We start from the raw sequence: 12,395 nt of genomic DNA, 5'->3' as shown, positions 1-12,395 counted from the left end.
TGCTTTTATGACTTTTTTGGGTTGGTGTCGCCACCAATAATTGCTTGAAACGTGTCCCCTAGTAGAAATAAAAACGCCGCAACTAACACTACAAGCATTAAACTAGCAAGAGCGGCAAAGGGAGAGATGATAAACAAGATTAAAAGCGCAAATACCAATATATTTAGTAATGTTTTATTCATCTTTTTTCGTCTTTAATAATACGTGTGTTTTCTACACATAACAGATGAATCAAGAATCTGTCACCTGCCCTCTGTTAGATTTAACCTGTCCGCGCTTACTTTTGTGGTCAAGACGCTTTCTTTGAGAACTGCGAGTTGGTTTAGTGGGTTTGCGTTTGATTGTCACGACAACTGCACTTTGAATGAGTTCTTGAAGTCGTTTCAATGCTGACTCGCGGTTGTTCTCTTGGCTTCGGTGTTCCTGAGCTTTAATTACAACTACTCCTTCTTGGTTAATGCGTCGATCGTTGAGCTTTAAAAGCTGTTGTTTATAATAATCGGGTAATGATGAAGCCGCAATATCAAAGCGCAAGTGGATAGCCGTAGAAACCTTATTAACATTTTGACCTCCCGCTCCTTGGGAGCGAATCGCAGTAATTTCAATCTCAGTCTGTGGGATAATAACTTTGTGGGAGATTTGCAGCATTGCTCACAAGGCAAAAGAGAAACTTGTAACTTTAGGATAAACTTTCTTTACTCGGTTTGTTCGGTTAAATCTATCATTATATCTGGGTCTTCATTGTTGTTCAAATTAACCTCTAAAGTCTGTCCTTGGATTGTCACTTTATCGCCTGGTACTAGTCGCCGTCCTCGTCGAGTTTCCAGCATACCGTTTACTTGGACATCGCCACCTTGAATCATCAGCTTGGCTTGACCTCCAGTTGGCACTATACCCATCAACTTTAAAAATTGATTTAACTTAATTGTGTTGTCTCTAATTTTCTTCATAGTAAATAAATGTACACAATCTTAATTGTATCGTGGCCTTCTCAAGCCAAAGCGTAAATCTGTTACACCAGATAATCAGCTAAGTACAGCATTTCATTAATTCGTAGCAAATTTAATTTGGCAATACCCTGCAATGGCATTGTGTCGGCAAACAATGCCAATGCGTCGGCTGACAATGCCAATGCGTCGGCTGACAATGCTATTGTGTCGGCAAACAATGCCATTGTGTCGGCTGACAATGCTATTGTGTCGGCAAACAATGCCAATGCGCCGCTCTGCATTTAACAACGTTACGCTTTACGCAAAACTTTACTGAGAAATGTGAATTTACAGCAGTTTTCATTTAATTGAACCGTATATGTTATGTAAGCACAGCAATGCTGTACCTCTACTGTGTGGTGTATTTACCTGAAAATTGCTAATTTTATTAATTGGCTGTGGTGGAGCGACGCCCAATAGCCCGTCGTAGATATCGCTCTCACAAAAACTGTAATACCAGTTTATTATCTATAATGTTGATCGACAAAACTGCCAGATATGGGCTAAAAACTAGTCTGGAAGGTTCTTTTAGTGTGCTCAGGGGACTGGATCTATGATTAAGCTTGGTTTATTGGTACAGTCCCAGAATAATTCTTTGGGTATCGGAAAAGTTACGGAAATATCTGATACCAATGCAAACGTTGAGTATTTCTGCTCTATAGGCCAACGTCTCCAAAAAACTTTACCTTTAAGTTCGCTCTCTCAAGTCAAGCTGGAACCCCAGGCTCGATGCTATATTAAGTCCCAAACTCAGGAGAAATGGATAGTTGGCAGAGTTTTTATCTGGGATGAAGATACAGAAATGTATCAAATTGATTTACCAGATAAGAAAAGTGCGATCGCTTCTGTTGAAGACATTTACGTTCGTTGTAATCTACCAAATACAGACCCTATCCAAACTCTGGCGATGAAGGGTCACGAAACGCCCTATTTCCACGACAAAAGATTAGCTTTCGTGAAATCCTTGATTCAGCAACGCGCTGTGAGTCGCGGGATGACGGGACTGATTTCGGCAAATATTAATCTTTATCCTCACCAAGTTGAAGTAGTGCGGCGGGTACTGGAAGACCCAATTCAACGCTACTTGTTAGCAGACGAGGTGGGACTCGGGAAAACCATCGAAGCGGGTGCGATTCTGCGTCAATTCCTCCTCGATGAACCGAAAAAAGGTGCAGTGGTGATAGTTCCGCAATATTTGCTCAAACAATGGCGGACTGAGTTAGAAAATAAGTTTTACATCTCCCATTTTGGCAAACGGGTAGCGGTGCTGGCGGTTGAAGATATCCATAAAATCAACCTGAAAGCAAAGATAGGCTGCTTAATTTTAGATGAAGCCCATCACATCGCCGCAATGGCGACCTCTAAAGATGCAACAGTGCGCCAGCGTTTTCAGACTTGCAAAGAACTTGCTCATAAAAGCGATCGCTTACTTTTATTATCTGCCACTCCGGTTCTCAATCACGAGCAAGATTTTCTGGCAATGTTGCACTTGCTCGACCCGACAACCTATAAACTTGGCGATTTAGCAGGTTTTCGCGCCAAAGTTGAAAGCCGTCAGCAAATCGGTAAACTTCTGCTTTCTTTTAAAGAAGGTGCAGAATCAGAGGTTCTCAAAAGCAACTTGCAGCAATTGCGAAACCTGTTTGCTGAGGATGAGTATTTACTGAAGCTGGCGGATGATTTAGAAAATTGTTTACAAGCAAATTCTACCGAGCAAGAGCAAATCGTCCAAGCGATTCGCGTCCATGTCAGCGATATCTATCGACTACATCGGCGAATGCTTCGCAACCGTCGCGCTGCGGTGGAAGATGTGATCTTTGACCGCAATTTTACGCCTAAAGAAGAGTATGATTTAGACGAGCGATCGCTTGATATCCACGAACTCCTCAATCAATGGCGGAGTGTTGCTCCTAGAGACAAACAATATCAGCGAATTTTTCAGCTGTTATTTCTTGCTGCTGGTACTTGGTTAGGAATTTTAGAGCAGGTAATTACGGCGCGTTTAACTGCGAAACCTCATGCTAAACTCATCCAAGAGTTTAAAGAAGATGATATTCGCCTATTAACTACAACCCCCAAATTTTCAGGGGAAGAAGAGATTCTCCAATCCTTACTAAAAATTGTTCGTCAACCTCAAGAGGACGGACAACGGACGGAAAATTTGAAAACAGTGCTGCTGAATCAGCTAGGTACTTATTTCAAAATTCCCGCAAACGTTCGGAAAAATCAAAACGAATTCATCACGAGAATACAGCAGAGAATTAAGAGACCAATTACTGGCGACATTCTGCCCAAATTTGTTGTATTTACTAGTTTTGTGCAAACTTGTGGCGAAATTGTCCGGTATTTATCTGATACCTTTGGTGCAGAGACAATAGCCAGCCATCAATTTGGAGAATCACCAGACAAAGTTGAAGAAGGCTTAAATAGGTTCAAGAATAACCCAAACTGCTTTATTTTAGTATGCGATCGCTCTGGAGAAGAAGGGCGTAACCTCCAGTTTGCCGATTGGTTAATTCATTTTGACCTTCCTTGGTCGCCTAATCAATTAGAGCAGAGAATTGGCAGACTTGACCGCATTGGCAGCAAAATTGGTATCCAATCTAGTGCCTTGATTGGCCCTTACTTGGAAGATAGCCCTCACAATGCTTGGTATAAAGTCTTAAAAGATGGGTTTGGTATTTTCCAACAATCAATTGCCAGTCTCCAGTTTTATGTCGATGAGAAACTTGCAGAATTAGAAACTGTTTTGTTTCAATCAGGTGCGGCTGGATTGTTAGAGATGATTTCACCCATTCAAGAGCAAATTGAAGCGGAAATAGCCAAAATTAGCGAACAAAATGCTCTAGATGAAATTGATGCAAACGATGAAATTGCTACCGAGTATTTTCAAGACCTAGATAATTACGATGCTCGTCATCTAGAAATTAGGCGAGCAATTGAAGGCTGGATTTGCGACGCATTGGGATTCAGAGGACTCAATAACCCCGATTCATCAGAGATGCGACGTTATCAACCGACAACGCGGACATTGGTTCCGATAAATGAGTTACAAAACCGTTTTGCTGAGAGTTCCCTAGACCAATTTGGTACTTATAATCGCAGGGTGGCAAACCAAAATGCTGGTGTTAAACTCTTTCGAGTTGGCGAAGGATTTATCGAAGCACTCTTGAACTATATCAATTGGGATGACCGAGGTGAAGCCTTTGCTCTGTGGCGCACTGATGCATCTTGGGACGCGAAAGAAGGGAAGGAATGGTTCGGTTTCCAGTGCAATTATGTAGTCGAGGCAAATTTAAGAATTGCCAAACAAGTTTTACTAGATAACAAACTAGATAATTCTCAATTCAAAAACTTGCAGCGACGTGTTGATGCTCTATTTCCGCCAATTATAGAAACTATCTATGTTGACGGTCGCAAAGAGCCAATACGCGCTGTTGAAGATAAAGCTCTTTTAAGTATTCTGCAACGTCCATATAAAGATAAAAACAATAATCAAGGACGAGATTATAACCTGGCAAAAGAGCGCTTAGGAATTATTGACGATTTTGTTGACCCTAGTAAATGGCAAAATTTTTGCTATCAAGTGCGTAACACTTCTTCAGAATTACTTTCCAATCGTCCCGATTTTATTGACTTATGCCAAAGTTATGCTAAAATCGCCGAAAAGAAATTAGCCAATAGAGTAGAACAATTACGCCTACGTCTGAACCAGCAAAGTTGGGATAATGCATTAGCTGAAGAATTGAAGATAGAAACTGCTTTAAATGCAGCCATTCTAGAGGGAATTCGCCAGCCGCTTCTGAGGCTTGATTCTGTGGGTTTTATTGTCGTATCGGGGCGATCGCTTGTGCAATTTGAGTGATATTCTGTGCGATTAAATAGCTTTGGTAATCCTATTTGATTTCCAAAAATTGAGAGCTTGAGATCCCCGACTTTTTAAAGAAGTCGGGGATCTTTTTATTTTGGTGTTATTGATGACATTGCTGTAATAACATATACGGCAGTTTTCAAGTAGATGATGTACAAAGTACAGAACTCACGCATCAGACATAAAGAATTTGTACTTCCTTCCTCTTGCATTCTGCCTTCAAACCCGTAGCTTTGTACTTCATGTAAAAGAAATTAGTATTCACCCCAACGATGCCACTGGCGAAAATCTGTTCCGGCACTCACAGCTAAACCAATTTGGTGCTGTGAAGATAGTTCATCGTGGCCACCTTCGTTTGCGCCAATGTAGTACATACGGAAACTGCCATCATCCATTGCTACTACACAAGGCGTGCCTACAGCCCGTGCATCCCAACGACCAGAACCCTTTTGAGCATGGGAAAAGATAGAACCTCCAACTTGCTGTCCTTGATGTTTTTGCCAATGAATCCCGTCGCCAGAAACAGCTAGACCTATGGAGTGATAACCATTGTTGTTAACACCTTCGTAGAACATTATGTATTGTCCGTTTATTTTCAGAACATGACGAGTACCAATGCCTCTCTCATCAAAACTTCCAGACTCACCTGGTGCTAAAATCTGACCAACTTTTTCCCAATGAAAACCATCGCAAGACACAGCTAAACCGACTAAGAATCCTCTGTCAGGATTTAAGGTATGATAGTACATTTTCCAGGTTCCATCATCATCAGGCAAGACTTGTGGCCAGCCACAAAACAGGGCATCAAACTCCCCTGCCTTACCTACATCGAGAAAAGCTCCTTGATAAGTACCTTCCAACCGTACCCAATTTATGCCATCACGGGAAATAGCGCAGCCAGGGCGCATATTTAACCCTTTAGCTTTAAAGCCTCCCCGATCAACAACTGTGTGGTCTCCACCGAAATACCACATCCAATAAAGACCATCGTGGAAGTAGACATTGCTCACACCAACATGGGCTGAGTCAAACCGACTAGAATTTTGGTGAGGCTCAAAGATAGCCCCCATAGTTAATAATCCCTGGACGCGTTGCCAATCAATTCCATCAGCAGAAATCGCTAAACCACAGCGACCAGTGGGCAAATTGATTTGCCGATCAAAGGACGCATCCCGACCGTAATACCACATTTTCCAAGTTCCATCGGGACAGTACAAGACCTGTGGCGAAGAAACTCGTTCGGAATCCCACCAGCCTTCGGCTCCAGGCATGAAAACCAATCCTGGTTGATGATTTAGGGTTTTTGGATGACTCATATCTAATCTAAAAGCTAACTTGAAAATTGACACTCTCTTAACTAGAAGTCAATTGTCCACCCATAACGTGCTTTTTTGTAGACTTGCATTGAGTGTGGAACTAGACCCCTTCAATATTGCCAGATAACTTATTTCGATTTGGTGCGCGCAAGCGGTTGAATTTACCATAAATCACAGCCAAATCTACAACGCCGCTATGTTCGGTTAAGGCAAGTTTTTAGCCAGACACGATATTACACGCTCAAGGAGGGTGCTAGGGCTAAAGTTTTTGTCAAATCGGTAAGGAGAACGCGATCGCACAGGTTAAACAGTTCTGCCTCAGTAGAAGTCTGTCGCATCAACCGTAAAAAATGACCTTCAGTGTCAACATTCAGAGCAATGTAGTTGAGGAACATTTTCAGATAGCCTACGCGCGATCGCTCTGGCATAGTTGCTGCTGTTGGGGTTTGCCATAAACGATCGATATAGTTGCGTACCTCTATTAAAGGAACGGGCGCGATCGGCTCGAAACGCAAAGCTTGCCGAATTTGATTAAAAAGCCAAGGATTACCGATCGCCCAGCGTCCCACCATCACACCCGCCGCACCCGTTTGAGAAAGCACTTCAACAGCAGTTGTTGCCGAGTTGATATTGCCATTAGCAAGCACTGGACAATGAACTTGTCTGACTGCTTCAGCGATCAAATCATATTTCACTGCCCCATGATACATATCTTTGACGGTGCGACCATGCAAAGAGAGCAAATCAATGCTGTGGCGATTGATTATATCTAGAATTTTGTAAAAATTATCTGTATTTTCAAAGCCTACACGCATCTTGACGGTCAAAGGCCGATCGTTGACTGCCTGCCGCAGTTCTCCCAAAATCCGATCCACTTTTTCTGGCAAGAGCAGCAATCCACCCCCAACATTTTTGCGATAGATTCTAGGTGCTGGACAGCCCATGTTCAAGTCAACTCCAGCGATATTATAGTTGCAGAGTTCCTTCGCTGTTCTTACTAAGTCTGGAATGCTTTCGCCAATCATTTGAGCAAAAACGGGACGACCTGTGTCGTTTTCGGTGATTGCTGCCAGAATGCTACGATTGAGCCGTGAGGTATCATTGACGCGGAAATATTCGGTGAAAAAATAGTCAGGGCTGCCGTAATGGGCAATGACCTTCATAAACCAGAGGTTTGTCACATCCTGCATGGGAGCAAGAGCGGTGAGGGGTAGGTGTGGATAGAACGATTGGGGGAGCGATACCTGGGGCATAAAGATGAAGAGCGATCGACAAAGCATCACTGTTAAGTTATACCAATTTTAAAAATAATTACGACAGATGGACTAATAGAACCCAAACAGAGAAAGTGATTCCCAATCCAAAATCTAAAATCCAAAATGGTATTAATTGGTGTTACTGCACTAATGGAGAGGTTTTGTATGCTTAGAGGATGTTTAAAAAGTGTTACATAACGCTCATACTACAGGAGTTCTATTTGTTGCAATTACTATATATAAAGTATTCCTATGAAAAGGGCACTCTTACTAATAGAAAAGACAGCGATGCCTACGGCGGGCTACGCCTACGCACTCTGGAAGTTTTGGCATAGTAGCAGTGTACTGCCTGTTCCAAGCGATCGCTGCTTTGGTGCAACTTTGACTTTTTGAATTTTTTGTCAGATACAAGGGTGCTATAACCAAATATAAGTGTCAAAAGCTACTTAACCCAACGTTTAGTCGCCTCTGCAATGCGTTCCCCAAAGCGCAGTGAAGTCAGATAATCACCCGAATCTAACACTGGTTCTTTGCCACTCATATCGAGTTGACTTTGACCCATTACACCTAGAAATCCTCCTAATCGATTTACCCCATCATCAAGACCCGATAAAAAGCTTTGCAAGTCTCCCACATTTACCCAAATCATCCCATGTTGGGCTGCGTTGGTAGCTAAATAGAGAAGTGTGCCTTGTTTATCGCCACTAGGAGAGCTGGAATGGGTAAAACCCCCAGCGATTTTGTCTTTCCATCCGTGTCGGAACCAAACTTCGCTAGCAGCATCAATAAATGCCTTGAACTGAGCCGCGACACCACCCATGTAGGTAGGAGAGCCAAAAACAATTGCATCAGCTTGATTGAGAGTTGCTATTCCCTCATCATTCTTCCAACGACCATTGACTATCTGCTCTCCAGTAACCCGTAGCAGCTCAACAGTAGTGTCTTTAACTTTACTTGCACCTTCAGCAATAGCTTGGGCCATAAGATGAGTATGACCTGCACCAGAAAAATAGATAATCACAACGCTGGGCATAGGAGGTTTAGTTAAAATTTTGACTGAAACTGAACGAGAAATATCATAAGGACTACTGGCTTATAAAGTAAAGTAGTTAATCTTAAAGTCATGCAAATCCCAGCAGATTTTTTCTGGAGCTACCGTGTACTGAAACTTAGGGCTAAACTATTACGTAACAAAACATAAAAATAGGTTTTGTTAGTCTCTGTTATTCTTCTAAAAGAAAATTCTTTTGCTCCAAGTCTTTCTCCTATTTTTGTCAACCAGGTATGTGTCTCAATGATGTAGTGATTGACCGTGCCAGTCTCAATGATGTTACTGAAATCGTCAAGTTGGCCCAAGCCAATGACGCAGAACATGGTGGTATGTTGTTAGGTCATCTTGAGCCAGAGGCTGTGATGATGACTATCTCTCAAATGCCGAGCGTTGTAGCCCGTAAAGATGGTCAAGTTGTAGGATTCTTACTCAGTTGGTCAAAGACAACTGCTAATTTACCAATTATAACGGTGATGTTACAAGCCTATCCTGGTACAAAAGATGCTTACTTGTATGGCCCCATTTGTGTTGATGAAACTATGCGTGGGCAAGGTATTGCTGCGGTAATGTTTGCTAAGTTGAAAGATTTTCTACCAGAGCGGGAAGGAATACTGTTCATCAAGGCAAACAACAAAGCATCACTTCAGGCACATCTAAAGATGGGTATGTGCAAGATGGCAGAGTTCATCTATGAAGGCACTAAATTTTTGATATTCGCGTATAATGGCTAACTACTTGATAGGTTCTCTTTGAGATAAAACTGAGTGGCTAATCTGGATAATTTAAGTTGTTTACTATTGGCTTAATCTGGAAAGTGACACAAGAGGGTTATTAGCCAACAGCCAATAAATTTATTTCATGGCGGAAGATGGGGCTTGATGGTGTAAATTATTTATCCATAAGTATGTAATCTGCTCTTGTTGGAGTCCAAACCTCTATGCATTTACTCAAAGTATCAATTTTGACATTTTTGGTAACAACATTTTCATTTCTTCAACAAAGCCGTGCTGATACCAGTGTACCACCAATTAAGACACAGGTTCAGGAAGTAGCACAGTGGTTCACTGGTTTTTTTGATAATGCCCAACAGATTGCTAATAGCCCCTCTGTGCCATTAATCACTATGTCAAATTGTAGTGTGCAACTGGATGATACTAATCCTTTGGCTAACACACAGAACGTTTATCTAGAGCAAGAAAGCCCAGGTTTTGAGCGCCTACGCCTTTATTCTTTTAATGAAGAAAATTCGGCTGTGAATTTAAGTATTAGCAGCTTTTTAAATGAAAATACTGTACGCGGGTTGTGCAATCATTCTCAGTCTAGGCGACAGCTTAGTATTAACAATGTCGAGAAGAACACCTGTAATCTGCAATTATTTTGGGAGCCGAAAAGTTACATTGGGAATAACGCTCCCGATGGCTGTATAACAAGTAATGGCTTCAAAGTGGTTTCCGATGTAACTATTGAGCAGAGTAGCATCGATTCCTTAGACAAAATTTTTGACAAAAAAGGTAATTTACTTGTGGCCACACCCATCGAATTCCGTCGAGTTAATTCTGTTCCAGAACCCTCTGTTACATTTGGGTTGCTGGCTTTGGGAATTTGGAGTACAAAAAATACAATTTCAGATTGGCGAAAACAGAAATCAAAAAAGAATAAAACCTCTGTTTCAAGTTAGCGATGAGGGGGCGACAAAGCTCTAAGCTTTAGCTGACTAACCTGATCTGGATCAATTTCAGTGGTGTCCAATCACTAAACATTCATTTTGGACTCTGGTAAGCATATCGTTAAAAGCAGGAGTATAACAACCATCTTGATCAACAACCCTACGGAGAGTATACTCACCAGCGCGAGAAAGTCCGCCGAACCAGACATTCTTTCTGTGCCAAATATCTCCATTGAGAGAATTTTTGTCTTGAGACATTGTACAACTTACAATCAATGTTGAAATTGGTATTCCCAGGAAAACAGGTATGATTTGAGCTTGTTGCAAAGTTTCATCTTCAAACTGAATTTTGTAAGTTACTTTTAACCATTGAACTAAACGTAGTAATATCCAACCCGCAATCGAGTTATGAAAAGTCCATTGTAACGGTGCAAAGACTGGTAAAAGCAAAGTTATATTTTGTATATCCCATTCTAAATTGCACATAGTAATGCAAGTATCTGGGAGTGGATTACCATCCATAAAAAACACACCTTTAAGGACAGATGGTAAGTTTGTTTCTTTGACTGGAATCATCCAGGTAGCAATATTATTAAGTTGCTTTTTTTCAATTAATTCAGCCATATAATTTGTAATTACTTCCTTTCGGCTAAATGAATACCTAAATTTTTCAAGATGCGAGTCAGAAAGAAGATGAGTAATCTTGCACTAGAAAAAGAGTAAAATCAACTCAAAAAACCAGAACAATTACCAAATTATAATTCAGGAATGCCACTTGCTTTAAGCTTACTTAATCGAGCATGAGAAGTAGGGGCGTACAGTTGTGCACCCCTACGATAGGATGTTTTTTTAATTGGAAGTCCCTTACTCACAGTCGTTGAGCAAAACCTTGTAGTACTAAATTATTAGGAGTAACGGCAGTCACTTTTTCAAAATCCCACTTGACTTCTGTAATTGAGTCCCATTGATAGTTGTGGAAGAGATGTAAGCAGAAAATTTTGATAAAGCCAATTGATAAGGATTTACCAGGACAGGCTCGCTCATGCTCTTCGCCGTTCCAAGATAATATATCTGAAAAATTCCGTGTTAGGTCAAAATCGTCTGGATTTTGGTATCTATTGGCATCCCGATTAGCTGTAAGAATAGAGCCAAGCAAGCGAGTACCTTTTTGGAATGGACATTTTTGTTTTCCAATCTCAACTTCACCCGCTTCAGTGGTGAGTTGGCTAACAAATCGCACAGGTGGATAGAGACGAGCCGTTTCTAAAATTACTTGATTGAGAAGTGTTAACTTTTCTAGAGCATCTGGATCTAAACTTTTCTTGCCATTCCAGACTGCATTAATTTCTGATACTACATCATTTCTAAGGGTATTGTCTAAGCAGAGAATACCAATCACAGATCCCAAAAGCGCACTTGTGCCGGCAGTACCTGCGATATGAATCATATCGAAAAGGGTATTAGCGATTTGGTGTTCGTTCAACTGATACTGAGCGCCTGTTTCAAAGTAAGATGCCCATAAAGCTGATTGTTTATATCGCTTAGTTAAATATTGACGATGCCGAATTTTTGGCGCTGTTAAGATTGCTAGCAGATACTTGCTGATAAAATTAGGTAAGGATGCCAGAGCCAAACCTTTAATGTAACTATCGGATGCTGTGATTTCTTCCTCAGATAAAGATATCTGAAAAACCAGTTGATGCAAAATCGACAGGATGATCTTTGGCAAATCGTTGCCGATATGTAATTTGCCTTGTTTAGCAGCTTCTAACAGCCTTTGCTCAACTAGATTCCCTAAAAAGTCTATTTTTTGAGACGGTTCCGGTAAGGCTTGTAAGATTACAGTACGTAGTCCTGTGTGTTCGTTACCGTTTGTTCCCAAGCTCAGAGGATTATCAAGCAAGTAGCTAGGAGCTAATATTCTGATGATGCCTAAATCATTTCCTCGCAATTGTGGTTGGGTTTGCATTAGTTCTCTCACCTGTGAGTGAGAGGAATGCATAATTGCTTGGTCTACTGCAAAATACTTATCTCCAATATTATCCTTACGGATGTAGAGAAAGTCTCGCCATGCGTTGAGCATGATTGAGGCATCCATGTAATAAAAAATCAAGCGGAGAAACTTGCCGATCGCAGTGTCATAACCTACTTTAGCTAGTATAGGTGCAAGCCAAAGCTGGCGATCGTGACCTTTAAGGACTTTATCTTTAAGTGTCATGGTATTTATTTTGAGTTATTTGTCATTG

The 12,395-nt window shown here is 41.2% G+C and carries 13 protein-coding genes; 4 read left to right on the top strand and 9 right to left on the bottom strand.

All coding sequences use genetic code 11. From position 1 onward, the window contains the following. Positions 1 to 5: 5 nt before the first annotated feature. The 4 genes from NLP_RS34405 to NLP_RS27310 form a co-directional block, all read right to left on the bottom strand. Positions 6 to 182, bottom strand: coding sequence for a hypothetical protein (locus tag NLP_RS34405; protein ID WP_199784705.1), 177 nt, complete (start codon positions 180 to 182; stop codon positions 6 to 8). A gap of 49 nt (positions 183 to 231) precedes the next feature. After that, positions 232 to 648 (bottom strand): alternative ribosome rescue aminoacyl-tRNA hydrolase ArfB, encoded by a 417-nt coding sequence (arfB, locus tag NLP_RS27320; protein ID WP_104909069.1) that lies wholly within the window; start codon positions 646 to 648, stop codon positions 232 to 234. Between the two features lie 47 nt (positions 649 to 695). Continuing rightward, positions 696 to 950, bottom strand: coding sequence for an RNA-binding S4 domain-containing protein (locus tag NLP_RS27315; protein WP_104909068.1), 255 nt, complete (start codon positions 948 to 950; stop codon positions 696 to 698). 62 nt (positions 951 to 1,012) lie between these two features. Next, positions 1,013 to 1,231 carry a hypothetical protein gene (locus tag NLP_RS27310; RefSeq protein ID WP_104909067.1) on the bottom strand — a complete coding sequence of 73 codons (219 nt, stop codon included), beginning with the start codon at positions 1,229 to 1,231 and terminating at the stop codon, positions 1,013 to 1,015. A 311-nt stretch (positions 1,232 to 1,542) separates the two neighbouring features. Here NLP_RS27310 and dpdE point away from each other — a divergent pair, with 311 nt between their 5' ends. Then, positions 1,543 to 4,854: a protein DpdE gene (dpdE, locus tag NLP_RS27305; protein ID WP_104909066.1), complete on the top strand. Its 3,312-nt coding sequence runs from the start codon at positions 1,543 to 1,545 to the stop codon at positions 4,852 to 4,854. A gap of 260 nt (positions 4,855 to 5,114) precedes the next feature. Here dpdE and NLP_RS27300 read toward each other — a convergent pair whose 3' ends face one another. Beyond that, positions 5,115 to 6,176, bottom strand: a complete 1,062-nt coding sequence (locus tag NLP_RS27300) for a glycosyl hydrolase (protein WP_104910059.1) — start codon at positions 6,174 to 6,176, stop codon at positions 5,115 to 5,117. Between the two features lie 233 nt (positions 6,177 to 6,409). Beyond that, positions 6,410 to 7,429 carry a tRNA-dihydrouridine synthase family protein gene (locus NLP_RS27295; protein WP_104909065.1) on the bottom strand — a complete coding sequence of 340 codons (1,020 nt, stop codon included), beginning with the start codon at positions 7,427 to 7,429 and terminating at the stop codon, positions 6,410 to 6,412. A gap of 255 nt (positions 7,430 to 7,684) precedes the next feature. Between NLP_RS27295 and NLP_RS33680 the strand changes: the two genes are divergently transcribed. After that, a complete protein-coding gene (locus NLP_RS33680) occupies positions 7,685 to 7,825 on the top strand; it encodes a hypothetical protein (protein WP_158680555.1) in 141 nt (46 codons plus the stop codon). A 49-nt stretch (positions 7,826 to 7,874) separates the two neighbouring features. On the opposite strand, the gene NLP_RS27290 is transcribed toward NLP_RS33680, so the two are convergent. Next, positions 7,875 to 8,465 carry a flavodoxin family protein gene (locus NLP_RS27290; RefSeq protein ID WP_104909064.1) on the bottom strand — a complete coding sequence of 197 codons (591 nt, stop codon included), beginning with the start codon at positions 8,463 to 8,465 and terminating at the stop codon, positions 7,875 to 7,877. Positions 8,466 to 8,716: 251 nt separating this feature from the next. Here NLP_RS27290 and NLP_RS27285 point away from each other — a divergent pair, with 251 nt between their 5' ends. Both NLP_RS27285 and NLP_RS27280 read left to right on the top strand, forming a co-directional pair. Further along, positions 8,717 to 9,214 carry a GNAT family N-acetyltransferase gene (locus tag NLP_RS27285; protein WP_104909063.1) on the top strand — a complete coding sequence of 166 codons (498 nt, stop codon included), beginning with the start codon at positions 8,717 to 8,719 and terminating at the stop codon, positions 9,212 to 9,214. Positions 9,215 to 9,420: 206 nt separating this feature from the next. After that, positions 9,421 to 10,161: a chromophore lyase CpcT/CpeT gene (locus NLP_RS27280; protein ID WP_104909062.1), complete on the top strand. Its 741-nt coding sequence runs from the start codon at positions 9,421 to 9,423 to the stop codon at positions 10,159 to 10,161. Between the two features lie 57 nt (positions 10,162 to 10,218). On the opposite strand, the gene NLP_RS27275 is transcribed toward NLP_RS27280, so the two are convergent. Both NLP_RS27275 and NLP_RS27270 read right to left on the bottom strand, forming a co-directional pair. Next, positions 10,219 to 10,773 carry a hypothetical protein gene (locus tag NLP_RS27275; protein ID WP_104909061.1) on the bottom strand — a complete coding sequence of 185 codons (555 nt, stop codon included), beginning with the start codon at positions 10,771 to 10,773 and terminating at the stop codon, positions 10,219 to 10,221. A gap of 244 nt (positions 10,774 to 11,017) precedes the next feature. Beyond that, positions 11,018 to 12,367, bottom strand: coding sequence for a cytochrome P450 (locus NLP_RS27270; RefSeq protein WP_104909060.1), 1,350 nt, complete (start codon positions 12,365 to 12,367; stop codon positions 11,018 to 11,020). Positions 12,368 to 12,395: the final 28 nt, after the last annotated feature.

The sequence above is a fragment of the Nostoc sp. 'Lobaria pulmonaria (5183) cyanobiont' genome (assembly GCF_002949795.1).
Classification (GTDB): Bacteria; Cyanobacteriota; Cyanobacteriia; order Cyanobacteriales; family Nostocaceae; genus Nostoc.
Note: the sequence above shows the minus strand (reverse complement) of the source record. Positions and strands in the feature narration are given on the sequence as shown.

What these genes read in the sequence shown, in the direction of transcription:
- NLP_RS27290 (WP_104909064.1), bottom strand. Translation starts at nt 8,465, where the DNA reads ATGCCCAGCGTTGTGATTATCTATTTTTCTGGTGCAGGTCATACTCAT.
- NLP_RS27270 (WP_104909060.1), bottom strand. Translation starts at nt 12,367, where the DNA reads ATGACACTTAAAGATAAAGTCCTTAAAGGTCACGATCGCCAGCTTTGG.
- NLP_RS27285 (WP_104909063.1), top strand. Translation starts at nt 8,717, where the DNA reads ATGTGTCTCAATGATGTAGTGATTGACCGTGCCAGTCTCAATGATGTT.
- NLP_RS34405 (WP_199784705.1), bottom strand. Translation starts at nt 182, where the DNA reads ATGAATAAAACATTACTAAATATATTGGTATTTGCGCTTTTAATCTTG.
- NLP_RS27315 (WP_104909068.1), bottom strand. Translation starts at nt 950, where the DNA reads ATGAAGAAAATTAGAGACAACACAATTAAGTTAAATCAATTTTTAAAG.
- NLP_RS27295 (WP_104909065.1), bottom strand. Translation starts at nt 7,429, where the DNA reads ATGCCCCAGGTATCGCTCCCCCAATCGTTCTATCCACACCTACCCCTC.
- dpdE (WP_104909066.1), top strand. Translation starts at nt 1,543, where the DNA reads ATGATTAAGCTTGGTTTATTGGTACAGTCCCAGAATAATTCTTTGGGT.
- NLP_RS27275 (WP_104909061.1), bottom strand. Translation starts at nt 10,773, where the DNA reads ATGGCTGAATTAATTGAAAAAAAGCAACTTAATAATATTGCTACCTGG.
- NLP_RS27280 (WP_104909062.1), top strand. Translation starts at nt 9,421, where the DNA reads ATGCATTTACTCAAAGTATCAATTTTGACATTTTTGGTAACAACATTT.
- arfB (WP_104909069.1), bottom strand. Translation starts at nt 648, where the DNA reads ATGCTGCAAATCTCCCACAAAGTTATTATCCCACAGACTGAGATTGAA.
- NLP_RS27310 (WP_104909067.1), bottom strand. Translation starts at nt 1,231, where the DNA reads ATGCAGAGCGGCGCATTGGCATTGTTTGCCGACACAATAGCATTGTCA.
- NLP_RS27300 (WP_104910059.1), bottom strand. Translation starts at nt 6,176, where the DNA reads ATGAGTCATCCAAAAACCCTAAATCATCAACCAGGATTGGTTTTCATG.
- NLP_RS33680 (WP_158680555.1), top strand. Translation starts at nt 7,685, where the DNA reads ATGAAAAGGGCACTCTTACTAATAGAAAAGACAGCGATGCCTACGGCG.